The sequence below is a fragment of the Streptomyces sp. NPDC088252 genome, from assembly GCF_044740965.1.
In the GTDB taxonomy this organism is placed as follows: domain Bacteria; phylum Actinomycetota; class Actinomycetes; order Streptomycetales; family Streptomycetaceae; genus Streptomyces.
In genome coordinates this window covers 114,032-138,701 of sequence record NZ_JBIURS010000020.1, presented here as the reverse complement: position 1 = coordinate 138,701, position 24,670 = coordinate 114,032, and the positions used below count along the sequence as shown (strand labels likewise).

22 protein-coding genes are annotated in these 24,670 nt (G+C 69.7%); 17 read left to right on the top strand and 5 right to left on the bottom strand.

Annotated features, from left to right (window positions below; genetic code table 11):
• Positions 1-3 precede the first annotated feature (3 nt).
• The 3 genes from ACIOHC_RS32355 to ACIOHC_RS32345 all read left to right on the top strand — a co-directional run bounded on the left by ACIOHC_RS32355 (position 4) and on the right by ACIOHC_RS32345 (position 1,146).
• Positions 4-261 carry an acyl carrier protein gene (locus tag ACIOHC_RS32355; protein WP_351085864.1) on the top strand — a complete coding sequence of 86 codons (258 nt, stop codon included), beginning with the start codon at positions 4-6 and terminating at the stop codon, positions 259-261.
• 1 nt (position 262) lies between these two features.
• The gene (locus tag ACIOHC_RS32350; RefSeq protein WP_351085862.1) at positions 263-742 is read left to right on the top strand and encodes an SRPBCC family protein; all 480 of its coding nucleotides are present in this window, start codon (positions 263-265) and stop codon (positions 740-742) included.
• Between the two features lie 71 nt (positions 743-813).
• The gene (locus ACIOHC_RS32345) at positions 814-1,146 is read left to right on the top strand and encodes a TcmI family type II polyketide cyclase (protein ID WP_351085860.1); all 333 of its coding nucleotides are present in this window, start codon (positions 814-816) and stop codon (positions 1,144-1,146) included.
• An 87-nt stretch (positions 1,147-1,233) separates the two neighbouring features.
• Here ACIOHC_RS32345 and ACIOHC_RS32340 read toward each other — a convergent pair whose 3' ends face one another.
• The 3 genes from ACIOHC_RS32340 to ACIOHC_RS32330 all read right to left on the bottom strand — a co-directional run bounded on the left by ACIOHC_RS32340 (position 1,234) and on the right by ACIOHC_RS32330 (position 5,310).
• Complete coding sequence (locus ACIOHC_RS32340; protein ID WP_401845066.1) at positions 1,234-2,322, bottom strand: methyltransferase; 1,089 nt, start codon at positions 2,320-2,322, stop codon at positions 1,234-1,236.
• A gap of 35 nt (positions 2,323-2,357) precedes the next feature.
• Complete coding sequence (locus ACIOHC_RS32335) at positions 2,358-3,425, bottom strand: right-handed parallel beta-helix repeat-containing protein (protein WP_351084543.1); 1,068 nt, start codon at positions 3,423-3,425, stop codon at positions 2,358-2,360.
• 256 nt (positions 3,426-3,681) lie between these two features.
• Positions 3,682-5,310, bottom strand: a complete 1,629-nt coding sequence (locus ACIOHC_RS32330; RefSeq protein ID WP_365692631.1) for an acyl-CoA synthetase — start codon at positions 5,308-5,310, stop codon at positions 3,682-3,684.
• Between the two features lie 166 nt (positions 5,311-5,476).
• Here ACIOHC_RS32330 and ACIOHC_RS32325 point away from each other — a divergent pair, with 166 nt between their 5' ends.
• The 8 genes from ACIOHC_RS32325 (at position 5,477) to ACIOHC_RS32290 (ending at position 13,669) form a co-directional block, all read left to right on the top strand.
• The gene (locus ACIOHC_RS32325) at positions 5,477-6,277 is read left to right on the top strand and encodes a crotonase/enoyl-CoA hydratase family protein (RefSeq protein ID WP_351084539.1); all 801 of its coding nucleotides are present in this window, start codon (positions 5,477-5,479) and stop codon (positions 6,275-6,277) included.
• Positions 6,278-6,292: 15 nt separating this feature from the next.
• Positions 6,293-7,234 carry an OB-fold domain-containing protein gene (locus tag ACIOHC_RS32320; protein WP_351084537.1) on the top strand — a complete coding sequence of 314 codons (942 nt, stop codon included), beginning with the start codon at positions 6,293-6,295 and terminating at the stop codon, positions 7,232-7,234.
• On the top strand, positions 7,235-8,287 hold the full coding sequence (locus ACIOHC_RS32315; RefSeq protein WP_351084535.1) for a thiolase domain-containing protein: 1,053 nt from the start codon (positions 7,235-7,237) through the stop codon (positions 8,285-8,287).
• The gene (locus ACIOHC_RS32310; RefSeq protein ID WP_351084531.1) at positions 8,280-9,446 is read left to right on the top strand and encodes a thiolase domain-containing protein; all 1,167 of its coding nucleotides are present in this window, start codon (positions 8,280-8,282) and stop codon (positions 9,444-9,446) included. The genes ACIOHC_RS32315 and ACIOHC_RS32310 overlap by 8 nt, the downstream gene beginning before the upstream one ends.
• 103 nt (positions 9,447-9,549) lie before the next feature.
• The gene (locus ACIOHC_RS32305) at positions 9,550-9,792 is read left to right on the top strand and encodes a DUF397 domain-containing protein (protein WP_351084528.1); all 243 of its coding nucleotides are present in this window, start codon (positions 9,550-9,552) and stop codon (positions 9,790-9,792) included.
• A gap of 309 nt (positions 9,793-10,101) precedes the next feature.
• Complete coding sequence (locus ACIOHC_RS32300; RefSeq protein WP_365692635.1) at positions 10,102-10,503, top strand: ACT domain-containing protein; 402 nt, start codon at positions 10,102-10,104, stop codon at positions 10,501-10,503.
• A 112-nt stretch (positions 10,504-10,615) separates the two neighbouring features.
• A complete protein-coding gene (locus ACIOHC_RS32295; RefSeq protein WP_018550733.1) occupies positions 10,616-11,116 on the top strand; it encodes a hypothetical protein in 501 nt (166 codons plus the stop codon).
• Between the two features lie 150 nt (positions 11,117-11,266).
• Complete coding sequence (locus tag ACIOHC_RS32290; protein ID WP_351084523.1) at positions 11,267-13,669, top strand: glycoside hydrolase family 95 protein; 2,403 nt, start codon at positions 11,267-11,269, stop codon at positions 13,667-13,669.
• On the opposite strand, the gene ACIOHC_RS32285 is transcribed toward ACIOHC_RS32290, so the two are convergent.
• On the bottom strand, positions 13,645-15,858 hold the full coding sequence (locus tag ACIOHC_RS32285) for a germacradienol/geosmin synthase (RefSeq protein ID WP_351084522.1): 2,214 nt from the start codon (positions 15,856-15,858) through the stop codon (positions 13,645-13,647). The genes ACIOHC_RS32290 and ACIOHC_RS32285 overlap by 25 nt on opposite strands.
• A 387-nt stretch (positions 15,859-16,245) precedes the next feature.
• Between ACIOHC_RS32285 and ACIOHC_RS32280 the strand changes: the two genes are divergently transcribed.
• A complete protein-coding gene (locus tag ACIOHC_RS32280) occupies positions 16,246-17,577 on the top strand; it encodes a peptidoglycan recognition family protein (protein WP_351084519.1) in 1,332 nt (443 codons plus the stop codon).
• An 85-nt stretch (positions 17,578-17,662) separates the two neighbouring features.
• Here ACIOHC_RS32280 and ACIOHC_RS32275 read toward each other — a convergent pair whose 3' ends face one another.
• Positions 17,663-18,850 (bottom strand): ROK family transcriptional regulator, encoded by a 1,188-nt coding sequence (locus ACIOHC_RS32275; protein ID WP_351084517.1) that lies wholly within the window; start codon positions 18,848-18,850, stop codon positions 17,663-17,665.
• Positions 18,851-19,015: 165 nt separating this feature from the next.
• On the opposite strand from ACIOHC_RS32275, the gene ACIOHC_RS32270 reads away from it, so the two are divergent.
• Genes ACIOHC_RS32270 through ACIOHC_RS32250 form a run of 5 tightly spaced genes read left to right on the top strand, consistent with a single transcriptional unit; the run spans position 19,016 to position 24,597 of the window.
• Positions 19,016-20,503, top strand: coding sequence for a sugar ABC transporter ATP-binding protein (locus tag ACIOHC_RS32270; RefSeq protein ID WP_401845063.1), 1,488 nt, complete (start codon positions 19,016-19,018; stop codon positions 20,501-20,503).
• On the top strand, positions 20,500-21,516 hold the full coding sequence (locus ACIOHC_RS32265) for an ABC transporter permease (RefSeq protein WP_401845062.1): 1,017 nt from the start codon (positions 20,500-20,502) through the stop codon (positions 21,514-21,516). The genes ACIOHC_RS32270 and ACIOHC_RS32265 overlap by 4 nt, the downstream gene beginning before the upstream one ends.
• A complete protein-coding gene (locus ACIOHC_RS32260) occupies positions 21,513-22,517 on the top strand; it encodes an ABC transporter permease (RefSeq protein WP_401845061.1) in 1,005 nt (334 codons plus the stop codon). Before ACIOHC_RS32265 ends, ACIOHC_RS32260 begins: the two co-directional genes overlap by 4 nt.
• Positions 22,514-23,728 (top strand): ABC transporter substrate-binding protein, encoded by a 1,215-nt coding sequence (locus tag ACIOHC_RS32255; protein ID WP_401845058.1) that lies wholly within the window; start codon positions 22,514-22,516, stop codon positions 23,726-23,728. Before ACIOHC_RS32260 ends, ACIOHC_RS32255 begins: the two co-directional genes overlap by 4 nt.
• Positions 23,725-24,597: a sugar phosphate isomerase/epimerase family protein gene (locus tag ACIOHC_RS32250; protein WP_351084507.1), complete on the top strand. Its 873-nt coding sequence runs from the start codon at positions 23,725-23,727 to the stop codon at positions 24,595-24,597. Before ACIOHC_RS32255 ends, ACIOHC_RS32250 begins: the two co-directional genes overlap by 4 nt.
• Positions 24,598-24,670 lie beyond the last annotated feature (73 nt).

Sequence of the window (24,670 nt, the reverse complement as noted above, 5' to 3'; positions counted from 1 at the left end):
CTCATGACCGAACGACTGACCTATGCGGAACTGGCCGTCCTGATGAAGAAGGGCGCCGGACTCACCGTGGACCCGCGTGACATGGAGCAGCGCCCCAGGTCCGCCTTCGACGAGTTCGGCCTCGACTCGCTGGGTCTCCTCGGCATCGTGGGCGTGCTGGAGAACCGGCACGGCCGGGCGTTGCCGACCGACGCCGACCGCTGCAAGACCCCGCAGGAATTTCTCGACCTCGTCAACAACACCCTCATGCAAGGAGCCTGACGTGTCCGGACACACCGAGAACGAGATCACCATCGCCGCCCCCCTGGACCTTGTCTGGGACGTGACGAACGATCTCGAGAACTGGCCGCGGCTGTTCAGCGAGTACGCCTCGGTCGAGGTGATCGAACGGGACGGCGACAGGACGAAGTTCCGCCTGACGATGCACCCCGACGAGAACGACAAGGTCTGGAGCTGGGTCTCCGAGCGGACCGTCGACCGGGCCGGCCGCATGGTCCGGGCCCGCCGTGTCGAGCCGGGCCCGTTCCAGCACATGGACATCCGGTGGGAGTACTCGGAGGTCCCCGGTGGCACGAAGATGCGCTGGGCGCAGGACTTCGCGATGCGGCCCGACGCACCCGTCGACGACGAGTGGATGACCGACAACATCAACCGCAATTCCAAGGTCCAGATGGAACTCATCCGGGACAAGATCGAACAGCGCGCCCGGGAGCGCCGTACCGCCTCGGTCTCGGCCAGCTGACCCGCCGTCCGCCCCACGGCCCGGCACCCGGCAGTCCGGGTGCCGGGCCGGAACCAGAAAGGCATCCCACGATGCACCACGCTCTGATCGTCGCCCGGATGGCGCCGGGTTCCGCGCCTGACATCGCCGATCTGTTCGCCGAGTCCGACAGCAGTGAACTGCCGCACCTCGTCGGCGTCACCAGGCGCAAGCTGTTCCAGTTCGGTGACGTCTATCTGCACCTGATCGAATCGGAGCGCCCGCCGGGCCCCGAGATCGCCAAGGTGACCGAGCATCCGGCGTTCAAGGACATCAGCGAGAAGCTCACCGCCTATGTCAGCGCGTACGACCCGCAGACCTGGCGCGGGCCCAAGGACGCCATGGCCCAGGAGTTCTACCACTGGGAACGCGGTACCACCGCCTGAGGAGACGGAAATCGCCCCGGGTCCGGCCTCTCGGCCGGACCCGGGGCGATTTCCGTCTCCCGGGGATGGACGACCCGGACGGCGCGATCAGTCGGGGACCACGCATTCGAAGGCGTGGAGGTAGGGGTTGACCGGAACGACCCTGCCGATCAGCAGGCCGGCGTCCGAGATCCGGCCGACCAGGCTCTCCCTGGTGTGCTTCGCCCCGCCGACATTGAGGAGCAGCAGCAGGTCCATCGCGGTGGTGAACCGCATCGAGGGGGTGTCGTCGACGAGGTTCTCGATGACGACCACCCTGGCTCCCGGGCGGGCCGCGGCGACGACATTGCGCAGTGTCCTGCGGGTGCTGTCGTCGTCCCACTCCAGGATGTTCTTGATGATGTAGAGATCGGCATCGACCGGGATGGCCTCGCGGCAGTCCCCGGCCACGATGCGAGTCCGGCCGACCAGCGGCCCCTGGTCCCGCAGCCGGGCATCGGCGCGCGCCACCACACCCGGCAGGTCCATCAGGGTGCCGTGCAGCGACGGGTGCTTCTCCAGCAGGCTCGCCAGTACGTGCCCCTGGCCGCCGCCGATGTCGGCGACCGTGGACACCCCGGTGAGGTCCAGGAGTTCGGCCACGTCCAGCGCGGACTGCATGCTGGAGGTGGTCATGGCCCGGTTGAAGACCTGGGCCGACTCGTGGGCGTCCTGATGGAGGTAGTCGAAGAACCCCTTCCCGTGCACGTCCGAGAAGACGCTCCTGCCGGTGCGCACCGCGTCGTCGAGGTGCGGCCAGACCTCCCAGGTCCAGGGCTCGGTGCACCAGAGTGAGATGTAGCGCAGGCTGTTCGGGTCGTCCTCGCGCAGCAGACGGGACATCTCGGTGTGGACGAAGTCGCCGTCCGGGGTCTCGGCGAAGATCCCGTAGCAGGACAGGGCGCGGAGCAGCCTGCGCAGCGGCACCGGCTCGGTCTTCACCAGCGCCGCGAGTTCCTGCGCGGACGCGGGCGTCTCGCCCAGCGCGTCGGCGACGCCCAGCCGGGCCGCGGCGCGCACGGCGGCGGCGCGCGCCGCTCCGAAGACGATCTCGCGCAGCTGCATGGCCGGCTGAGGCGGTGTGACGGGGTGCGGCACGGCGGCGTGGACGGCGGTCGAGGTGGGAGTGGGTGCGGGGGTGGGACTCACAGTGGTCATGCTGGTTCGCTTCTCCTCGTACGGGGGTGCGCCGGTCAGCACATCCCGGCCGGTGTGGACTTCGTGCAGACGTTGGCGACGAAGGTGTTGCCCTTGCCGGTGTCCCTGTTGGCCAGGTCGGCCGGCTTGTTGCCGAGCGCGACGTTGCCGCTGACGGTGTTGCCGGTGTTCTTGGTGCCCACGAAGCTCTTGAACAGCACGATGCCGCCGGAGAGCGGCGTGGCGCCCACGTTGTTGCTGATGGTGTTCGAACGGACCTGGGTGTCCGCGGCCCCGGTGAGCACGACGCCGGAACCCTGCAGGGCGGGCAGCCGTTTGGTGGCGACGCAGAACTTGTTGTTGCCGGTGATCTGGTTCGCCCGGATCGTCATGGCTCCGGCCTGCGGTCTGCCCTCGTCGCCCACGACGAACACACCGCTGCAGTTGCCGGTGAAGGTGTTGTCGTGGACCGACAGGTTCCTGACGCGCCGGGCGGTGAAGCCGACGCGGTTGTTCGTGAGCGTGTTGTCCTGGAGCTCGGTGCCGCGCGTGTCGGTGGCACCGCCCTCCTCGTCGACGGTGTTCGCGACGAAGATGCCCGCGTCGCCGTTGGCGCGGGCGGTGTTGCCCGTGAACACGCCGCGGGTGGAGCGCTCCTGGGCGATGCCCCAGACACCATTGTGTTCGGAGGTCACCCGCCGGACGGACAGCCGGTCCGTCCAGGAGGCCCAGACACCGTTCTTCTTGAATCCGGAGAGGGCGAGCGAATCGATGGTCACGCCGTCGACGGTCCGGCCCGATCGGCCCAGGACGCAGATGCCGCTGCCGGTCTTCACACACGCGGCCGCGGACGGGGCGCTCTTCGCGGCAGGCCGGATGACGGTGTGGTCGCCGGAGCCGCGCAGCGTGAGGCCCGGCTTGGTGATCAGGATGCTCTCCCGGTACGTGCCGGGCAGGACGACGACGGTGTCACCCGGCTGCGCGGCGTCCACCGCCTTCTGGATGGACTGGCCGGGCCGCACCACGTGGGCGTTGGCGGCTGAGGCGGACGGAATTGCCGCGCCGAGTCCCGCGGTCGAGGCGACCACGACCGGGACGAGGCTCTTGAAGTGTCGTTTCCTCATGAACCGAAGCTATGGGCGTTTTCCCCCTGTTGCCACATAGGGTGAGCGGTTGGAGACCGTACGCGCCCGAACGGCTTACGCCGGGACCGGTGCCCGGCGCCCGGTGCCCCGCGGCCGGCTCGGACCTGCAACGGCGCAGTCGGGTGATCCGGCCGGAGCCGAGCGGTCGGCCACCGGGTGAACCGGGCCGGCCGCCGTTCGGGTGTCTCGTCGGCCCCGCCCCGGCCGCGGCCCCGCTCGTGGCCCGGCCCGGTCCTCAGTCCTCGTTCCCGCGCCGGGCCGCCACGACCGAGCGGGCCCACCGGTAATCGGCCTTGCCGCTCGGGGAGCGTTGGATCTGCCGGGCGATCACCAGCCTGCGAGGGATCTTGTAGCCGGCCAGGCGGGTCCTGCAGTGCGCCTGGACATCGTCGAGCGAAGGCTCGTCCGCCCCCTCCCGCAGCTGCACCACCGCCGCGACGTGGTTCCCCCACCGCTCGTCGGGCACGCCGGCGACGAGCGCGTCGTACACATCCGGATGGGCCTTCAGCGCCTGCTCGACCTCCTCGGGGTACACCTTCTCGCCGCCTGTGTTGATGCACTGCGAGCCCCGGCCGAGAACCGTGACGATGCCCTCCGCGTCGACGGTCGCCATGTCGCCGAGCAGGACCCAGCGCTCGTCGCCCCGGTGGAAGAACGTCTCCGCGGTCTTGCGCGGATCGTTGTAGTAGCCGAGCGGCACATGGCCGCGCTGGGCGATCCTCCCCTGCTCGCCCGGGGCGACCGGCTCGTACGTCACCGGATCGACCACTTCCGTACGGGAGTTGACCTGGAGCCGGAACCCGTTCCTCGGCCCCGAGTCGGCCGTCGCCGTGCCGTTGAACCCGGACTCCGACGAGCCGAAGTTGTTGAGCAGCATCACCGTCGGCACCAAGGCCTGGAACTCGGCACGCACCGAGTCCGACATGATCGCGCCCGAGCTGGAGATGGAGAACATCGACGAACAGTCGGTGCCCTTCAGCGGGCCCTTCAGCGCGTCGATCAACGGCCGCAGCATCGCGTCGCCCACCAGGGACACGCTGGTGACCTTCTCCTTCTCGATCGTGCGGAGCACCTCCTCCGGGACGAACTTGCGGTGGATCACGACTCGTTGCCCGAAGTTGAATCCGATGAACGCGGTGAGCGTCGAGGTGCCGTGCATCAGCGGGGGAGTGGGGAAGAAGGTGATTCCGTCACCGCCCGCGGCCACCCGCTCGGCCAGTTCCGGCGGGGACTTCACCGGCTCACCGGTCGGCGCGCCGCCGCCGAGGCCGGAGAAGAAGAGGTCCTCCTGGCGCCACATCACACCCTTGGGCATTCCTGTGGTGCCTCCGGTGTAGATGATGAACTGGTCGTCCGCCGAGCGTGGTGGGAAGCCGCGCTCGGGGCTCCCCGACGCCTCGGCGTCCGTGAACGCCACCGCGTCCGGACCGCGGACGCCCGCCACCGGAGCCCCCACGCGGACCAGATGACGGAGGGTCGGAGCCTTGGGCGCGGCGGCCGAGACCCTTTCGTCGAACTCGGCGTCGAAGACCAGTGCCGCCAGATCCGCGTCACGGTAGAGGTAGACCAACTCATCTTCGACGTAGCGGTAGTTGACATTGACCGGAACGATGCGGGCCTTGAGGCAGGCCAGCACCGTCTGGAGGTACTCGACTCCGTTGTAGAGATGAAGTCCCAGATGCTCGCCCGGCGTGATGCCCGCCCCGATCAGATGGTGGGCGAGACGGTTGGCGGCCGCGTCCAGTTCCGCGTACGTCAGCCTGCGCTCCGCACCCGTACCGGGATGGTCGAGGTAGACGAGCGCCTCGCGTTCCGGGACCGCGTCGACGACCGACTCGAACAGGTCGGCAAGGTTGTACTCCACCGTTCCTCCTGACCCCGGATGCTGACTGGCTCGGCGGTCATTAGAGCGCCGGGAGGCACAAGTGGGAAGGGGCCCACCGAAGAAATCTGACTGACTGTCAGCAAACTATTGAACTGGACCCCCGCCTACTGCAACCTGTTCTAGGTCTTGAGACGGGAGGCAGGCAATGGGTGGTACGGAACACCTCACCGTGCGGCGCGAGGGCGCCACGCTGGTGCTCACCTTGAACAGGCCGGAGGCGAAGAACGCCCTCTCGCTGCCGATGCTGGTCGGGCTGTACGACGGCTGGCTGGCGGCCGACGAGGACGACACGGTCCGCTCGGTCGTCCTCACCGGCGCAGGCGGCTGTTTCTGCGCGGGCATGGACCTCAAAGCCCTGGCGGGCAAGGGGATGGAGGGCGAGCAGTACCGCGACCGGATGACCGCCGACCCCGATCTGCACTGGAAGGCGATGCTGCGCCACCACCGACCGCGCAAGCCGGTCATCGCCGCCGTCGAGGGCCACTGCGTGGCGGGCGGCACCGAGATCCTGCAGGGCACCGACATCCGCGTCGCCGGGGCGAGCGCCACCTTCGGGCTCTTCGAGGTCGGGCGCGCCCTCTTCCCCATCGGAGGGTCGACGGTACGGCTGCCGCGCCAGATCCCTCGGACCCACGCCCTTGAAATGCTCCTCACCGGACGTCCGTACAGCGCCGAGGAGGCGGCCGCCGTCGGGCTGATCGGACGGGTCGTCCCCGACGGCGCCGCACTGGAGCAGGCCCTCGAAGTCGCCGAGCGGATCAATGCCTGCGGTCCGCTCGCCGTCGAAGCAGTCAAGGCGTCCGTGTACGAGACCGCGGAGATGACCGAGGCCGAGGGCCTCGCCGCCGAACTGAAGCGCGGCTGGCCGGTCTTCGCCACCGCCGACGCCAAGGAAGGCGCCCGTGCCTTCGCCGAGAAGCGCCCGCCCGTCTACCGGCGCGCCTGAGCCGAGGAGGCAACCGTGTCCGAGATCCTCAGCGCACCGCTGGTGCTCGAATTCCCCTTCACCCGATCCCTCGGTCCCGTCCAGAGCGCCTTCCTCACCGGACTGCGCGAACGCACCGTCCTCGGCGTCCGGACCAGCGGGGGAAAGGTCCTCGTCCCACCGGTCGAGTACGACCCCGTCACCGCTGAGGAGATCCGGGAGCTGACCGACGTCTCCGACACCGGCACTGTCACCACCTGGGCCTGGAACCCCGCCCCGCGCCGCGGTCAGCCCCTCGACACCCCCTTCGCGTGGGTCCTCGTCAGGCTCGACGGGGCCGACAGCGCCCTGCTGCACGTCCTTGCCGCGCCCGGCCCCGAAGCCGTCCGTACCGGCATGCGGGTGCGGATCCGCTGGGCGCCCGAACGGACCGGTGCCATCACGGACATCGCCTGCTTCGAGCCCTACGACGGGGAGGCCGGTCAACCCGTACCGCGCGGCAAGGAGTTCACCGACCCCGTCCGCGGCATCGTCACCCCGGCCCGTCTCGACTACCGCTACACACCGGGCCGTGCTCAGGGCGCCTACATCAGCGCGCTCTCCGAGCGGCGCATCGTCGGCGAGCGCTGCCCGTCCTGCGCCAAGGTGTACGTTCCGCCCCGCGGCGCCTGCCCCACCTGTGGCGTCGCCACCACCGAACAGGTCGAGGTCGGCCCGCGCGGCACCGTGACCACGTACTGCATCGTCAACATCAAAGCCAGGAATCTCGACATCGAAGTCCCCTACGTCTACGCGCACATCGCCCTCGACGGGGCCGACCTCGCACTGCACGCACGGATCGGCGGGATCCCGTACGACCAGGTGCGCATGGGCCTGCGGGTCGAACCCGTCTGGACCGAGGGCGGGCGGCACCCCGATCACTACCGGCCGACCGGAGAGCCGGACGCCGACTACGACGCGTACAAGGAGCTGCTGTAGATGCGAGACGTAGCGATCGTCGCCTTCGCGCAGACGGACCATCTCAGGCGCACCGACGAACTCTCCGAAGTCGAGATGCTGATGCCCGTCCTCCACCAGGTCCTGGACACGACCGGTCTCAGGGCGAGCGACATCGGTTTCACCTGCTCCGGGTCGAGCGACTATCTCGCGGGGCGGGCCTTCTCCTTCACCATGGCGCTCGACGGCGTCGGCGCCTACCCACCGATCTCGGAGTCCCATGTGGAGATGGACGGCGCGTGGGCGCTGTACGAGGCCTGGGTGAAGATCCGGACGGGCGAGGCCGACACCGCGCTCGTCTACTCCTACGGCAAGTCCTCGCCCGGCGAGGTGCGCGACGTCCTCACCCGTCAGCTCGACCCGTACTACGTCGGACCGCTCTGGCCTGACTCCGTCGCGCTCGCCGCGCTCCAGGCGCAGGCACTGATCGACGAGGGCGACACCGACGAGGCCGCCCTCGCGGCGATCGCCGCCCGGAGCCGCGCCGCCGCCGCGGGCAATCCGCACGCCCGGACGGCAGGCCCGGTCCCGGCCGACGCGTACGTCGTGCAGCCGCTGCGGACCGGTGACTGCCCACCGGTCCGCGACGGCGCGGCAGCCGTCGTCCTCGCCGCCGGAGACAGCGCACGGGCCCTGTGCGCCCGCCCCGCCTGGATCCGCGGTATCGACCACCGTATCGAGGCCCACAGCCTCGGGGTCCGCGTACTGACCGAATCACCCTCCACCCGACTCGCCGCCGAGCGGGCCGGGGTGTTCGAACGGCCCGTGGACACCGCTGAACTGCACGCGCCTTTCACCTCCCAGGAAGTGGTGCTGCGCAAGGCGCTCCGACTGGACGACGGCGTCACCGTGAACCCGTCCGGCGGCGCGCTCGCCGCCAACCCCGTCATGGCCGCCGGGCTGATCCGCCTCGGCGAGGCGGCGGCCCGCATCCACCGCGGCGAGTCCGACCGGGCACTCGCCCACGCCACCTCCGGGCCCTGTCTGCAACAGAACCTGGTCGCCGTACTCGAAGGGGAGAGCGCTCATGCCTAAGGAGCCCGTGGCCGTCGTCGGCATCGGCCAGACGAAGCATGTGTCGGCCCGCCGGGACGTCTCCATCGCCGGACTCGTCCGCGAGGCCGCCGTCCGCGCGCTGGAGGACGCCGGGCTGACCTGGGCGGACATCGACGCCGTCGTCATCGGGAAGGCCCCCGACTTCTTCGAGGGCCTGATGATGCCGGAGCTGTATCTCGCCGACGCGCTCGGCGCCGTCGGCAAGCCGATGCTGCGGGTGCACACCGCGGGCTCGGTCGGCGGCTCCACCGCACTGGTCGCCGCCAACCTGGTCTCCGCACGGGTGCACCGCACGGTCCTCACACTCGCCTTCGAGAAACAGTCCGAGTCCAACGCCATGTGGGGCCTCTCTCTCCCGATCCCCTTCCAGCAGCCGCTGTTGGCGGGAGCGGGAGGCTTCTTCGCCCCGCACGTCCGGGCGTACATGCGTCGCACCGGGGCGCCCGACACGGTCGGTTCACTCGTCGCCTACAAGGACCGCCGCAACGCGCTGAAGAATCCGTACGCGCACATCCACGACCCGGACATCACCCTGGAGAAGATCCGGTCCGCACCGATGCTCTGGGACCCGATCCGCTACTCGGAGACCTGCCCGTCCTCCGACGGGGCCTGCGCGATGATCCTCACCGACCGGGCCGGAGCGGATCGTTCGCCGCATCCGCCCGCCTGGGTGCACGGCGGCGCGATGCGCAGCGAACCGACGCTCTTCGCGGGCAAGGACTTCGTCTCGCCGCAGGCGGGCAAGGACTGCGCCGCCGATGTGTACCGGCAGGCCGGGATCAGCGACCCGCGACGGGAGATCGACGCCGTCGAGATGTACGTGCCGTTCTCCTGGTACGAGCCGATGTGGCTGGAGAACCTGGGCTTCGCCGCCGAGGGGGAGGGCTGGAAGCTCACCGAGTCCGGCGTCACCGCGCTCGACGGCGACCTCCCGGTGAACCCGTCGGGCGGGGTGCTCTCCACCAATCCCATCGGCGCCTCCGGCATGATCCGCTTCGCGGAGGCCGCGCTGCAGGTACGGGGTCAGGCGGGCGAGCACCAGGTGACGGGGGCACGGAAGGCACTCGGCCACGCCTACGGCGGCGGGGCGCAGTTCTTCTCCATGTGGCTGGTCGGAGCCGAGCCCCCCACCCGCTGACCGCAGGCCGTCCCGGACCGGAGGAAGCCTCCCCGACGGCCTGTCCCGGGCCGCCGACGATGGCTAGGCTTCGGCCCGGGACGATTGAGCGGGAGGAGCCGACGTGGCGGAGAGCACCACCACCCAGCAGCCCTTTGCGGGCTGGGACAAGCCGGACCTGGACCTGAGCAACGCGGAGTGGCGGTCGGGCAGTCAGGGCGCGGGCGACGTCCAGATCGCCTTCGTCGAGGGATTCATCGCGATGCGCAACGCCGGCAAGCCCGGCAGCCCGTCACTGATCTTCACCCCGGCCGAATGGCGTGCCTTCGTGGTGAACGCCCGCGACGGCGAATTCGACCTCACCTGAGCGCCGGACGCCCGGCGCGCTTCGGTGCCACAACAGATCGCGCGGCCAACCCTTCTCGTCCGCAGGGGAGTTGAGGCGTGCGCGCCTGCGTCGCTTGTCACCCCGCCGGAACTCCGCACCCTGCGGGCGCGCCGTGTACAGCGTCCGGCCCGGCGGTACGAGATCCGGCTCCCGCCCCAGGCGCGCCGCACGCGGCGTGGGGCGTGGCAGGCACGCAGCACCACGCGGTCCGGGGCAGGCCTTCCTGAGGCAGCCGCGCCCGGGTCGCACGCCGGCATGAGCGTCACCACGCCACGTAGCGTGGTGGGTGTGACAGGCGAGCGCGATCTTCGAACCCTGCTGAGCAGCATGCGGCCGGAGCTGAACCCCGGCCGGTATGTCTTCACCGCCACGCCCCGCGAAACGGTGCCCGAGGGCGTCGACCCGGTCGTCACGGTCGCCGAGCCCGAAGGGCTCACCCTGGTGCTGCCCGAGGAGCAAGCCGTCTCGGCAGGTCTGCCCTACGACTGCGTGGCGGGTTGGATCACGCTCCGTGTCCACTCGGCGCTGGACGCGGTGGGGCTCACCGCCGCCGTGTCCCTGGCGCTCACCGATGCCGGGCTGAGCTGCAATGTGGTGGCCGGTTTCCATCACGATCACCTGTTCGTTCCGTACGACCGCGCCGACGAGGCCGTCGGGGTCCTGGAGGCACTGGCCGCGGAGTCCGGCTGACGGCGGGGCCGCGGAGGCTTCGGGGCCGGTGCGCCGGGCCGCGGCCCCGACCGTGCCCCGGCCTGCGCGGACCCGGCTCCGCAACGTGAGCCCGGACACGTAACATGTCTGCATGTCCTTCCTCCGCCGCCGTAGCGCCGCCACACCCGCGGGCCCCGACTTCGACGTCCTGGCCATGGATCCGGGGGACTGGCCCGGAAACCTCGGCGCCGGCCTGCTGCCCGCCCCCGACGGGAGCTGTCAGGGCGTCTTTCTGCGCTACGACCTGTTCGGCGGCCGCGGCCCCGCGATGATCATCGGCAATCTCCCGGAGGGTTCGCCCGCCCGCGAGACCGAGGAGGGCCAGGTTCCGTTCGAGGTCGCCCAGCTTCTGCTCGCGCTGGAGAACGACGAACCGGTCGAGGTCACCGGTACCGAGGACATGCCCGTGATGCAGGGCGACAACCTGTTGATCGTCCGCCGCGTCAAGCTCTCCGAGAGCCGGATCTCCTGCGTACAGTTCGACCGCAGCGACGGGGTGCTCGTCACCATCGCCAGCTGGGACCGGCCGATCACCGACGATCTGTACACCCTGCTGAAGCCCCTGCCGGCCGAACTGTTCCAGCAGGGCTGATTCCGCCCTTCGCCTCGGCCGCCCGTGCCCGACGGGCGGCTGCGGAACACTCACCTCGTCCATCTGTCCAAGTGTTCGCGGCCTCTGTCCATGAGGCCGCTTTGTCATGTGCCTTGCCGGAGCAATCGTCGGACCTTTACCGTCGGCGGCATGACATCCGGGATGACGCGACGCACCACAGTGAAGACAGTGATAGGCGCAACCGGCGTTCTGGCGCTGGGAATCCCCGCCGCCTCTGGCACGGCAGTGGCTGCCAGTACCTCCGATGAATCGAAGGGAGTGAAGAGTTCCACCCACCCGAGGACATCGGTGGAACCGACACTCCGGTACCACGCCCCGGCCGCCGGCTGGGAGCGTGAGTCCCTGCCCATCGGCGGTGGCGCTCTCGGCGCGAGCGTGTACGGGACGCTCGCATCCGAGCGGCTCACCTTCAACGAGAAGACGCTGTGGACCGGCGGCCCCGGTTCCGCGGAGGGCTACGACTTCGGGAACTGGACCACCCCCAGACCCGACGCCCTCACCGGCGTCCAGCAGTGCCTCGACGGTCAGGGCTCTCTCGGCCCGGACGCCGTCGCAGCCGAGCTCGGCCAGGCACGCCGTGGCTACGGTGCCTACCAGGTCTTCGGTGACCTGTGGCTGGATCTGCGCAACGCCCCGGCCGCCCCCGACACCTCCTACCGGCGCACCCTCGATCTGCGAAACGCTCTTGCCGCCGTCACCTACACACACCAAGGAGCCGCCCACACAAGGGAGTTCTTCGTCTCCCATCCGGGCCGGGTCATCGCGGGGCGCCTCGGTGCAGACCGTCCGGGACAGGTGTCGTTCACCCTGCGGTACAGCTCGCCGCGCAGTGACTACACCGCCACCGCCGAAAAGGACCGGCTCACCGTACGTGGTGCGCTGAAGGACAACGGCCTGCGCTTCGAGGCCCAGATCCGTGTCCGGACCAGCGGTGGCACCGTCACCGCCGGCCCGGACGGCACCCTCACCGTCACCGGAGCCGACAGCGCCTGGTTCGTACTCGCCGCGGCCACCGATTATGCCGACCGCTATCCGGCCTACCGCGGCGACGACCCGCACAAGGCGGTCGCCGCCGCAGTGGACTCCGCCGTCCGGACCTCGTACGAGAAGATCCGCGACACCCACCTGCGCGATCATCGCGCCCTCTTCGACCGGGTCACCCTCGACATCGGCCAGGAACTGCCCGACCTGCCCACCGATCAGCTGCTCGCCCGGTACACGGACGGCACGAGCCCCGCCGACCGGGCCCTGGAAGCGCTGTTCTTCCAGTACGGCCGCTATCTGCTGATCGCCTCCTCGCGGGCCGGATCGCTGCCCGCCAACCTCCAGGGCGTCTGGAACAACTCCACCACCCCGCCGTGGTCCGCCGACTACCACAGCAACATCAATCTGCAGATGAACTACTGGCTCGCCGAGGTCACCAACCTCGCAGAGACCACCGCACCGTACGACCGCTACATCGAAGCGATGCGCGCCCCCGGCCGGAAGACGGCGAAGGAGATGTTCGGGACGGTCGGCTGGGTCGTGCACAACGAGACCAACCCGTACGGCTTCACCGGCGTCCATGACTGGTCCACCGCCTTCTGGTTCCCGGAAGCCGCCGCCTGGCTCACCCAACAGATGTACGAGCACTACCGGTTCAGCGGTTCCTCCGACTACCTGCGCTCCACCGCCTACCCGGCCATGAAGGAGGCCGCCGAGTTCTGGCTGGCCAATCTGCGCACCGACCCGCGCGACGGACTGCTCGTCGTGACCCCCAGCTACTCTCCGGAGCACGGAGACTTCACCGCCGGTGCGGCGATGTCCCAGCAGATCGTCCACGACCTCCTCACCAACACCCTGGAGGCCGCCCGGACCCTCGGCGACGCCCCCGCCTTCCGCGGCCGCCTGGAAGCGGCCCTCGACCGACTCGACCCCGGACTGCGGATCGGGGCCTGGGGCCAGCTCCAGGAATGGAAGGCAGACCGGGACGACCCGGCCGACACACACCGTCATGTCTCGCACCTCTTCGGCCTCCACCCGGGCCGCCAGATCGAACCCGGCACGAAGTGGGCCGAAGCGGCGAAGGTCTCCCTCCGTGCGCGCGGCGACGGCGGCACCGGCTGGTCCAAGGCATGGAAAATCAACTTCTGGGCACGGCTGTGCGACGGCGACCACGCCCACAGGATGCTCGCGGAACAGCTGAAGAACTCCACCCTGCCCAACCTCTGGGACACCCACCCGCCGTTCCAGATCGACGGCAATTTCGGCGCCACCTCCGGCATCGCCGAGATGCTGCTGCAGAGCCAGCACGATGCCATCGAGATTCTCCCCGCCCTCCCGGCGAGCTGGCCGGACGGATCGGTACGCGGACTGCGCGCCCGGGGCGGCTTCACCGTCGACATCGAATGGGCCGCGGGGCAGGCCCGCCGTGTGGTGATCACGGCGAGCCGCAGCCGCGAAGCGACCGTCCGCAGCACGCTGTTCGCGAGCGGCGAGAAGGTCTTCAAGGCGCGTGCGGGCGGGCGCTACACGCTGGAGGCCGAGGGCTGAGCGAACAGCGCGGTCACCCGCGCCGCCGACACACCGAGCCCCGTGGGACCCCCGAGTCGCCACGGGGTGCCGGTGCCCCGCCGCAGATCCTGCTCGCGGTAGCGCCGGCATCCCCGGTGCCAGATCAGGATCCCCGCGATCCAGTGCTTGAGCTCTTGAACGTACCCGGCCAGGATCTCCCTCGCTTCCGCGTCGAGCCCGAAGTCGTCGTACAGCAGCGGGAGTTCCTGCTCCGCGACGTGCAGGAACTGACTCAATCGCGACCTCATCAGGTCGTGCACGATCGCCACCCCGGTCGGATAGTCCACGCCGAAGAAGTTCTGCACGACCAGCACGCCGTTGTGCACCTCGCCCTCGTACTCGATCTCCTTCTGGTACGAGAACAGGTCGTTCATCAAGCACGCGTAGTCCGCCGCCGCGTTCTCCAGCGAACGCAGCGGACCGCTGTGGTGGATCTCGTCCGGCACCTTCTTGCCGTGGCCCAGCCGGCACAGACTCATCGTGAGGTCGGAGCCGAAGGTCATGCGTCGCATCTCGATGTAGTCCACCGGGTCCGGGATGCGGTTCTGTGCCTGGTTGGCCAGCTCCCACACCCAGCTCGCGGTCATGTCCTCGACCGCCTTCCGGAACGTCCGGCGCCCGCTCGCGTCCATCGGCGCGCAGGTGCGCGCCCACAGATCGGCGAGCCCCCGCTCCAGCGCGTTGACCGGCTCGGGCGTCGCGGACCCGTCCAGAGGCATGAACAGTGACAGACGCTCGATGGCGAGCCGGGCACCGGCCAGATCGCCGGGCCGCCCGTGCACCACCGGGAACCAGTCGTCCCCGTACGTTCCCCAGGTCAGCCACTGGGAGGACAGATCCAGCTCCTCCGGCGTCGCGTCCGGGTGCAGACCCGCCGCGCACAACGGCAGATCGGTCGCGACGAGCCGCTCCTCGTCCCAGATGTGCGATCCGGGCACGCCCGGCTGCGCTTCCAGGATTCCGGTGCGAAGCGCCCAGTCGACGATCCGTACCCGCGCCCCGTCCAGATGCGGGCTGAGTGTCGTGCCGAAGGGCAGCTCGAGACCGGGCAGCAGGGACGGGCCGACACGCTGATGGGGCACGTGGGTGTGGCTGCGCAGCCGGGCCCTTTCCGAGCGGGGAGTGAACCGGATCGACGCCGCGGCCATACCGAAGCCGGGCGTGGCCCGACCGGCCCCGCCCTCGTTCATGTAGCGGCTTGAGCGCATGTGCCACTCATGGCCGCCCGACTGCCAGTCCTGCAGCCCCTTGACGTACGCCAGAACCGCCGCGGTGTCCGCCGGGTCGAGCCCCTTCTGCGCGCAGAGCGGGCCGAGTTCGGTGAGCGCGGTGTTCTCGAACTGCTGGAGCCGTGAAGTCAGCAGATCGTTCACCGCCTCGGCGGCCTCCTGGGTGGAGCAGCCGAGAAAGTGCTCAAGGACCAGCACGCCATTGCTGTTCTCCCCCTCGTCCTCGACCTCCCGCTGGTACGAGAAGAGGTCGTTGCGCAGATGCACGCCGTCGGAGAAGGCGTCCCGCAACACCCGGAGCGGGCGTTCGTCGGCCACCGACTCGGGTACCTCCGCGCCCGCCGCGTACTCCACGAGTCCCGCCGACCACGGGGCGCCGCCCACCTTGCGGCGCATCTCGATGTACTCGACGGGGTTGGCGATGCGCCCCTCGTCGATGTTGGCGAGCTCCCACAGCGACTCGTCGAGCAGGTTCTTCGTCGCCTCGGCGAACCGGACCCGCCAGGCGTCGGACATGCCCGGCACCGTCCGTGTCCACAGGTCGGCCAGTCCCGCCTCGACCGGATTCGTGGGCTCCGGCATCGGAGCACCGCGGTCCATCGGCATGAACGCAGGCAATCGGTCCAGATACCGCTTGCCGCCCTCACGGTCGCGGGTGCGCTTGAACAACTCCAGGAAATGGTCGTCGAAGAAGAAGACCCACACGTACCAGTCGGTGACCAGCGAGAGCGCCTCGGACGAGCAGTCGGGGTGGGTGTAGGCGCACAACAGCGCGTAGTCGTGGGAGTCGAGGTCCTTCTCCTCCCAGATTCCCGAACCCTCCAGCATCCCTATGGTGCGTGCCCACTTCTTGGTGTGCGCTCGCGCCTCCTCGACATGGGCGTTGAGCCGTGCCGGATACGGAACGTAGAAGTCCGGCAGGGTGAAGGGCTGAGCCATGTGCGTCCGGCCTTTCCGAGATCTCCGTACGGCGAACGCCGCACGGACCGGTGGTGTCCGCGCGAGCACTACCCTTCGTCCCTTCGGGGCACGCACATCCGGGATTAGTCGCATAAATAGTGCGCTCGTTCGTGGCCGGTGAGCGAGATTCTCCGACCGGTCGCCGGTCCCGTGCACCCCGGGTCGTGCGGTCGTCAGCGTGTGCCCGTCTTCTTTCCGACCGCAGGTCAGGCACCCCGCCAGTGGTCTATTCCACTGGTTCGGTGCGTGTCCCCCACTGGCCTCTTGACGTGCTGTCATCTCAGGTCGGAGAGTGTGCGCGCACAGCGGAACAGTGAGATCGGATCACGCACGGCTCCATCACGCACGGCTCCAAGAAGGGTTGTCATGACGTCCAAGCAGAGGACCGGACTCGCACTCGCGTTGACCACGGTCGGTGCCCTGAGCATGGCGCTGCTCAGTCCCGCGGCGCAGGCCGGTGCGGACGGGGTGCGGCCGGAATGCCCACGCGGCCTCGCATGCGATTGGGTACCGGCCGCCTACCAGCAGACTGGCGACCCCACCGACAAGGAGACGTACGGGAACTACGACACCTCGGACCGGCCGCACACCAACAAGATCAGATTCATCGTGCTGCACGACACCGAGGAAGACTTCGCCACCACCCTGAAGATCTTCCAGAACCCGCTGAAACAGACCTCCGCCCACTACGTGGTGCGCTCGGGCGACGGCCACGTCACCCAGATGGTCAAGGGCAAGGACGTCGCCTGGCAGGCGGGGAACTGGTACGTCAACAGCCATTCCATCGGCATCGAGCAGGAGGGTGTCGCCGTGGAGGGTGCCAAGTGGTACACCCCGGAGATGTACCGTTCGACCGCCAAGCTGGTGCGCTACCTCGCAGCCAAGTACGACATCCCGCTCGACCGCCAGCACATCATCGGCCACGACGGTGTACCGCCCACCAGCGCATCCGGCACCAAGAACATGCACTGGGACCCGGGCACGTACTGGGACTGGAACCACTTCATGACGCTGCTCGGCAAGCCCACCGTCCCGAGCGCCCCGAAGAGCAGCGAACTCATCACCGTCAGCCCGGACTTCAAGAAGAACAAGCAGGCCTTCCGGGACTGCGAGAAGGGTGTGGACCTGCCGGTCCAGGGCTCCAGCGCCGTCCCGCTGCACACCGCGCCGTCCACCGACGCACCGCTCTTCTCCGACCCCGGCCTGCACACCGACGGCTCACCGGGCACGAACTGCGCCGCCGACTGGGGCAGCAAGATCAGCGCAACCCAGCAGGCCGTCGTCGCGGACCACGCCCCGGGCTGGACGGCGATCTGGTGGTACGGCCAGAAGGCCTGGTTCCAGACCCCGGCGCACACCCGGACCACCACGCCCACCTCCGGCTACGTGGTCAAGCCGAAGGCCGGCCGTACCGAGGTGCCGGTGTACGGGGTGGCGTACCCGGAGAGGTCCGAGTACCCCGCGGACTTCGCGGACCAGCGGGTGGGCTCGCCGCTGCAATACACCATCAAGGCGGGCCAGTCCTACCCCGGTGGCGGTGAGGCACCCACGGGCTTCTTCTACGCCCCGACGATCGATGCCTCCTACCCGCTCGACCACGCCTACTTCCGCGGCAAGGAGAAGTATGTGACGGTGCAGATCGGCCACCGGGTCGCCTTCGTGAAGGCCTCCGACGTGGACATCGTGCGCGCGCACTGAGGCCGCTCGGGCGGTCCGACAGCGTGACTGTATGAGTCGTGCCCTCTTCGTGAAGGGGATCCGTTCACGAAGAGGGCACGAGAGGTCACCCCGCGACCTGGCGGTTCACCTGCGCGGGAGAGAGTGCGTGTTCGATCGCGAGGATCCCCGCCCCCACCGCCGCCGCGTTCTCGCCCGTACGGCTCGGCTCGATGCGCAGCAGTTGCGTGGCCAGCGGGTGTGAGCGCCGGTAGACCGCCTCCCGTACACCGGCGAGCAGTTGATCGTGCACGGCGGCCAGTGCGCCCCCCATCACCACCGTGTCCGGGTTGAAGAAGTTCACCAGTCCGGCGAGGACCTCGCCGACCGCCCTCCCCGCCTCCCGCACCATCCGTACGGCATCCCGGTTCCCGGACTGCACCAGCCGCACCACATCGCTGCCCGATGTCGCATCGAGCCCCAGGCCGACCAGTTTCGCCGCCAGCGACGCACCGCCCGCGACAGCCTCCAGACAGCCCGAATTGCCGCACCGGCAAGGATCGTCGAGGTCCCCGACACGGATGTGGCCGATGTCGCCGGCACATCCCTGCGCACCCCGGTGCAGCTCGCCGTCGGCGACGATCCCGCAGCCGATTCCCGTACCGACCTTGATGTACAACAGGTAGCGGCAGTCCGGGAAGGCACGGCGCTGCTCGGCCAGCGCCATCACGTTCACATCGTTGTCGACGAGCGCCCGCACCCCGAAACGGGCGGCGAAGAACTCCGGGATCGGGTACTGGTGCCAGCCCGGCATGATCGGCGGATCGACAGGACGCCCGGTGGAGAACTCGACCGGGCCCGGCACTCCGACTCCGATGGACCGCAGCGTTCCCGGCTCCCGGTGCGTCTCCTTGAGCAGGGTGCGCACCGTTCGCTCCACGTGCCGCAGTACGGAGTCCGGGCCGTCACCGATCGACATCGGCTCCTCCTGGACCGCCAGGGTCGCGCCACCGATGTCCATCAACGCCACCCTGCAGTGCGAGGCCCCCAGATCCACCCCGGCCACCGCGTGCTCACGGGTGCGCAGCGCCAGCCGGCGCGGTGGGCGACCGCCGGTGGACCCGCCGTCGGCGTCCTCGTCCACGAGGCCGTGCGCGATCAGCGCGTCCACCCGTTGGGAGACCGTCGAACGGGCCATCCCGGTGATCCGGGCGATGTCGGCACGGGTCGCCACCGTCCCTGAACTGATCAACGCGAGCACCTCGCCCGGTGAGTGCGAGGAGGCAGCGGATGTGCGATCCGACGGCGAAGACATGACAGTCACCCTAAGGACGACTTTTGCTGCTCACAAGGCGTCCAGCGTTCGGTCATCGGCATAAGTCCGTGCCAAGGCGGTTGAAAACAAAGGTGCTTGAGCCCTTGACAGTCCTAAGGTGCGTCACGACTCTGCTCTGCAGACCGCTGAGCGAGGAGTCATTCGATGCTGACGATGCACGGTGTGTCCAAGAGCTTCCTCGGAGTGCGTGTGCTCCACGGCGTGGGGCTCGACCTCGAAGCCGGAGAAGTGCATGCCCTGGTGGGGGAGAACGGCGCGGGGAAGTCGACCCTGATGAAGATCCTCGCGGGCGAGCACTTACCCGACGAGGGGACCCTCACCATCGACGGAACCGCATACTCCTTCAGCCATCCGGCGCAGGCCCAGGCCGCCGGAATCGGCATCATCCACCAGGAGTTCGCGCTGCTCCCGCACCGCACCGTCGCCGAGAACGTCTTCCTCGGCCGTGAACCGACCCGGTACGGACTCGTCGACCGGCGCGCCATGGAACGGCGCACCGCCGAACTTCTCGCGGAACTGGACCGGACCGGCATCACCCCCCGGACCCCCGTCCATGAGCTGTCGGTCGCACGCATGCAGACCGTGGAGATCGTCAAGGCTCTCGCATCCGATGTCCGGATCCTGGTGATGGACGAACCCACCGCCGCCCTCGCCGACCACGAGGTCGAGCAACTCACCGCACTCATAGGCCGCCTGACCGCTCGTGGGATCGGCATCCTCTACATCTCGCACCGCCTCCGCGAAGTCTTCGAACTCTCGCGGCGCATCACGGTCCTCAAGGACGGCCGCCGCGTCGCCACGCTCACCACGCGCGACACCGACGCGGGCACGATCGTACGCGCCATGGTCGGAAGGGATCTCGGCGCCTACTACCCGCCCAGGGCCCGACCGGGCGAGGCGGGCGCGGAGAGGCTCACCGTCAGCGGTGGTGGCAACGCCCGGCTCTCCGGCATCGAGCTGAGCCTGCGGGCCGGCGAGGTCGTCGGCGTCGCCGGGCTCCAGGGCTCGGGCCGCACCACCCTCGCCCGTGCCCTCTTCGGCGTGGACCCCTTCACCACGGGCACCATGACCGTCGACGGGCGACCACTGCGCCCGATCCGCCCCCGGGACGCCGTCCGGGCCGGAATCGCCCTCGTCACCGAGGACCGCAAGGCCGAGGGCCTCGCCCTGCGCCAGTCCGTGACCGACAACGCGCTGCTCGTGACCCGGGCCGTGCCCGCCCGCGGCCGACCGCCCGCGGGCCGTGAGGTGACCGCGCTGCTGGAACGCGTACGCCTGCGAACCCACGGCGAGGGCCGACAGGTCCAGTACCTGTCCGGCGGCAACCAGCAGAAGGTCGTCATCGCCAAATGGCTCGCCGCGCGCCCCCGGGTACTGCTCTTCGACGAACCGACCCGCGGCGTCGACGTCGGCGCCAAGGCAGCCATCCACACCCTCGTACGGGAACTGGCACGCGAGGGCCTCGCCGTACTGATCATCTCCTCCGAACTGCCGGAACTGATCGGTATGAGCGACCGGATCCTCGTCATGTCGCAAGGACGTCTCGCGGGCGAACTCCCCGCCGGCGCCACGGAGGAAGCCGTCATGCGCCTCGCCACCGGCGGGGACCTTCCACGGGAGGGAGCCGCATGACCGCGCTTCGGCCCGTCCCGATGACCGGGCCCCGCAGCCGCCCGGGGCGAACAGCCCGGCCGCGCCCGGTCGGTCCGGTGGCCGGGGTCTGGCTCGCGGCCGTCGCCGTCACCCTCCTCGGCTGGATCGCGGTCGCGGCCCGAGGAGGAGACTTCCTGACCGTCACCAACGCGGTGACGATCCTGCAGAACTGCGTCGCCCTCGGACTCGTCGCGGTCGGCCAGTCCGCCGTCATCCTCACCGGATCGCTCGACCTGTCCGTCGCCTACCTCATCAGCCTGGGCACCCTCGTCGCAGCGGAGACGATGGAGAGCGAGGGCGGCCTCGTGGCGGTCCTCGCCGTCCTGGCGCTCAGCACCGCCGTCGGATTCGCCAACGGACTGATCGTCACCGGCCTCAAGGTGAACGCCTTCATCGCGACCCTCGGCACCGCCTTCATCCTGCGCGGCTGGATCGAGGACAACTACACCGGCCCCGCCGGCAAGGTCCCCGCCTCGTTCCAGCATCTCGGCTACGACCGGATCGGACCGGTTCCCGTCTCCCTGTTCCTGCTTCTCGCCGTCGCCGCCGCCCTCTGGCTGATCACCCGTCGAACCCGGCTCGGCCACCACATGTACGCGACCGGTGGCGACGAGCACGCCTCCCGGCTGTCCGGAGTCCGCACCCGGCGCACCGTCGTCGTCGCCCACGTCCTGTGCTCCCTCTGCGTCGGAGCCGCTGCCCTCTTCCTCGCCGCACGGCTCGGCGCCGGGGCCCCCTGGGCCGGTACGGAGGCCCGCTACGACCTGGAGTCCATCGCCGCCGTCGTGCTCGGCGGCACCGCGCTCGCCGGGGGCCGCGGCGGGGTGGCGGGCACCCTGGGCGGGGTCCTCGTCCTCGCCGTGCTCGACAGCGTCTTCAACCAGCTCGCCGTCGACCCGTTCTTCAAGAACGTCGTCCGCGGCGTCGTGATCATCGCGGCCGTCGCCCTCTACGCGCGAGGCCGCCGCAGCCCGCGGGAGAGGACCGCATGACCACCGCACAGGCACCCGCCGCCCGTCGCGTCCTGCGTGCCCTCACCACCGGCACACCCGTCTACGTCCTGCTCGCCGTGCTCCTGGCCGCGCTGGCCCTCACCGACCCGGGCTTCTACGAACCCGACCGCTTCCTCGCCTTCATCAAGCGCGCCGCGCCCCTCGTGATCCTCGCCGCGGGCCAGTACCTGGTCATCGTCTGCGGGGAGTTCGACCTGTCGGTCGGAGCGATCGTCACGGCCGGGGTGGTCGTCGCCGCCGAACTGTACGGTTCGTTCCCGGGTGCACCCTGGCTGCTCGTCACCGCGGTGCTGCTGCTCGCCGGAGCCCTCGCCGGTCTCGTCAGCGGACTGATCACCACCCTGCTGCGCGTGCCGTCGTTCATCACCACGCTGGGCATGATGCTGATCCTCGAAGGCGCGGTCTTCTTCTGGACCGGCGGTTCCCCGCACGGCGCGCTGCCCACGGCCTTCCGCAGGCTCGGGCGCGGCACGGCCTTCGGCTGGCTGCCCTGGGCCGTCCTCGTCTGCGCCGTCGCGGGTCTCCTCGCCGTCCGGCTGATGCGTTCCGACTTCGGCCGCACGCTCATCGCCACCGGTGACAGCGAACGCGCCGCGGCCCTGGCCGGGGTCCGGGTCGCGCGCGCCCGCACCATCGCCTTCATCCTCTCCGGCGTCGCGGCCGCACTCGCCGCCGTGCTCGTCGGCGGCTTCTCCGGGGTCTCGGCACAGGCCGGCCGGGGCTACGAGTTCGAGGCGATCACCGCCGTCGTGCTGGGCGGCGTGGTGCTCGGCGGCGGACGCGGGTCCGTCGTCGCGGCGATGGCCGGAGCCTTCTCGCTCCAGGCGCTGTTCACCCTGCTCAACCTCCAGGGCGTCTCGGGCGCCCTGGAATCGACCGTGCAAGGCGTCATCGTCATCGCCGCCGTCGCCCTCGGCGCGGCCGACTGGTCCCGGTCGCGCCGTCGCGGCACCGAGCCCCCAGGAGCGAAAACCTCATGAGTACGCGAAAGATCCGACACGTCCTCGTGCCCCTCGCCGCCCTGCTCGGCGCGGCCCTGCTCGCCGGCTGCACGAGCGACGCACCGCCCGACGCCCCGGCCGAAGCGGCGAGCGGCACAGCGGGCGACCCGGGTACCGGAAAGCAGTCGAAGTTCTTCGACCGCGCCGAGTACGACCGCCAGCTGGCCCTCGCCGAGGAGACCCCGCAGGGCCCGGCCGGGAAGCCGTGGGAGCAGATGCTCCAGCCGCGGCTGGTCGACACCACGCGATACAGGAAGAGCGGCTCCGGCGGGATCCACCTCTGTCTGTCCAACGCCGGAGTCTTCAACCCGTGGCGCCAGGTCGGCCTGAAGAACATGCGGGCGGAGGCCGGACTCCACAAGGAGATCACCGACTTCACCGTGCTCGACGCCCAGGGCAAGGACGACAAGCAGATCTCCGACGTCCAGGAGCTCACCGGGCAGGGCTGCGACGCACTCATCGTCTCCCCGAACACCACGGCCACGCTCACCCCCGCCGTCGAGAAGGCCTGTGGAATGGTGCCTGTGATCGTCTTCGACCGGGGCGTCGAGACCGACTGCGCCGTCACCTTCATCAACCCGATCGGTGGCTACGGATACGGGGCGGTCGCCGCCGACTTCCTCGTCGGGAAGGTGAAGCCCAAGGGGAAGATCCTCGCCCTGCGCATCTCTCCGGGCGTCGACGTGCTGGAGACCCGCTGGTCGGCCGCGAAGATCGCGTTCGACAGGAGCGGGCTCGACGTGGTGGATGTGAAGTTCACCGACGGCGATCCGGCCAGGACCAAGGCGATCGTGACCGATGCGATCACCCGCAACGGCGACATCGACGGCGTATGGATGGACTCCGGCGCGACCTCCGTCGCGGCCGTCGAGGCCTTCGAGGACGCCGGCAAGGACGTACCGCCCATCACCGGCGAGGACCAGCAGGACTTCCTCCAGGTGTGGAAGGAGAAGAAGCTCACCGCGATCGCCCCGTCGTACCCCACCTTCCAATGGCGTACACCCGTCATCGCGGCGCTGAGGATCCTGAGGGGGGAGCAGGTACCCAAGGAATGGAAGCTTCCGCAGCCCACCGTCACCCAGGACACCCTCGATCAGTATTTCAAGCCCGGCATGCCGCCGCTGCACTACGCGATGTGCGGCTGCGAGAACCTGCCCGGGTTCCCGGAGAAGTGGGGAGGCAGGAAGTGAGCGCGCACGCGTTCCCGCTCGGCGCCAACCCGTGGATCTGGCACTCGCCGGTGACGTACGAGGCACTCGGTGACGTCCTGCCCCGCCTGTCCGCATGGGGATTCGACTGCGTCGAGATCCCGCTGGAGAACGAACGGGACTGGGCGCCCGATTCCGTCTCCAAGCTCCTCAAGGCGTCCGGGCTCACCCCCGCCGCGGTGATCGCCGTGATGCCGCCCGGCCGCGACCTCGTCCGCACCGATCCCCGAACCGTCCGGATCACCCAGGACTATCTGCACCGCTGTGTCGACGCCGCTCAGGCCCTGAACGCCCCCACCGTCGCGGGGCCCGTGTACGCGGCGGTCGGTCGCGCCTGGCGCATGGACCGTGGCGAACGCGTCGCGGCGTACGAGGAGTTGCGCCAGAACCTCGCTCCGGTCGTCGATCACGCACATGCCGCCGGGGTGCGCATCGCGGTGGAGCCCCTCAACCGGTACGAGACGAGTCTGCTCAACACCGTCGACCAGGCCCTCGAAGCGCTGGCCGGGCTGCCCGAGGACACCATCGGCCTCGCACTCGACGTGTACCACCAGAACATCGAGGAACGCTCGCTGCCCGACGCCGTACACCGTGCCGCGGGCCGCATCCTCCATGTCCAGGTGTGCGCCAACGACCGCGGCACCCCCGGTGCCGACTCCCTCGACTGGACCGGTTTCCTCGCCGCGCTCACCACGAGCGGCTACCGGGGCCCGCTCTGCATCGAGTCGTTCACCGCGCACAACGACGCCATCGCGGTCGCCGCCTCGGTCTGGCGACCGCTCGCCGCCACCCAGGACGCCATCGCCACCGACGGCCTGGCGTTCCTGCACCGCGCACTTGGCGGGTGCTGAGGCGCCCGGCCGGCCGAGCCCCTCAGCACCCTCCGGCAAACCACCCCCCGACCCCACTCGGCCACGACCCGCA

Bases quoted from the DNA above. Each gene is read 5' to 3' on its own strand.
- ACIOHC_RS32290 (WP_351084523.1), top strand. From the start codon at position 11,267: ATGACATCCGGGATGACGCGACGCACCACAGTGAAGACAGTGATAGGC.
- ACIOHC_RS32345 (WP_351085860.1), top strand. From the start codon at position 814: ATGCACCACGCTCTGATCGTCGCCCGGATGGCGCCGGGTTCCGCGCCT.
- ACIOHC_RS32310 (WP_351084531.1), top strand. From the start codon at position 8,280: ATGCCTAAGGAGCCCGTGGCCGTCGTCGGCATCGGCCAGACGAAGCAT.
- ACIOHC_RS32280 (WP_351084519.1), top strand. From the start codon at position 16,246: ATGACGTCCAAGCAGAGGACCGGACTCGCACTCGCGTTGACCACGGTC.
- ACIOHC_RS32355 (WP_351085864.1), top strand. From the start codon at position 4: ATGACCGAACGACTGACCTATGCGGAACTGGCCGTCCTGATGAAGAAG.
- ACIOHC_RS32255 (WP_401845058.1), top strand. From the start codon at position 22,514: ATGAGTACGCGAAAGATCCGACACGTCCTCGTGCCCCTCGCCGCCCTG.
- ACIOHC_RS32335 (WP_351084543.1), bottom strand. From the start codon at position 3,425: ATGAGGAAACGACACTTCAAGAGCCTCGTCCCGGTCGTGGTCGCCTCG.
- ACIOHC_RS32295 (WP_018550733.1), top strand. From the start codon at position 10,616: ATGTCCTTCCTCCGCCGCCGTAGCGCCGCCACACCCGCGGGCCCCGAC.
- ACIOHC_RS32325 (WP_351084539.1), top strand. From the start codon at position 5,477: ATGGGTGGTACGGAACACCTCACCGTGCGGCGCGAGGGCGCCACGCTG.
- ACIOHC_RS32265 (WP_401845062.1), top strand. From the start codon at position 20,500: ATGACCGCGCTTCGGCCCGTCCCGATGACCGGGCCCCGCAGCCGCCCG.
- ACIOHC_RS32260 (WP_401845061.1), top strand. From the start codon at position 21,513: ATGACCACCGCACAGGCACCCGCCGCCCGTCGCGTCCTGCGTGCCCTC.
- ACIOHC_RS32275 (WP_351084517.1), bottom strand. From the start codon at position 18,850: ATGTCTTCGCCGTCGGATCGCACATCCGCTGCCTCCTCGCACTCACCG.
- ACIOHC_RS32315 (WP_351084535.1), top strand. From the start codon at position 7,235: ATGCGAGACGTAGCGATCGTCGCCTTCGCGCAGACGGACCATCTCAGG.
- ACIOHC_RS32270 (WP_401845063.1), top strand. From the start codon at position 19,016: ATGCTGACGATGCACGGTGTGTCCAAGAGCTTCCTCGGAGTGCGTGTG.
- ACIOHC_RS32340 (WP_401845066.1), bottom strand. From the start codon at position 2,322: ATGACCACTGTGAGTCCCACCCCCGCACCCACTCCCACCTCGACCGCC.
- ACIOHC_RS32285 (WP_351084522.1), bottom strand. From the start codon at position 15,858: ATGGCTCAGCCCTTCACCCTGCCGGACTTCTACGTTCCGTATCCGGCA.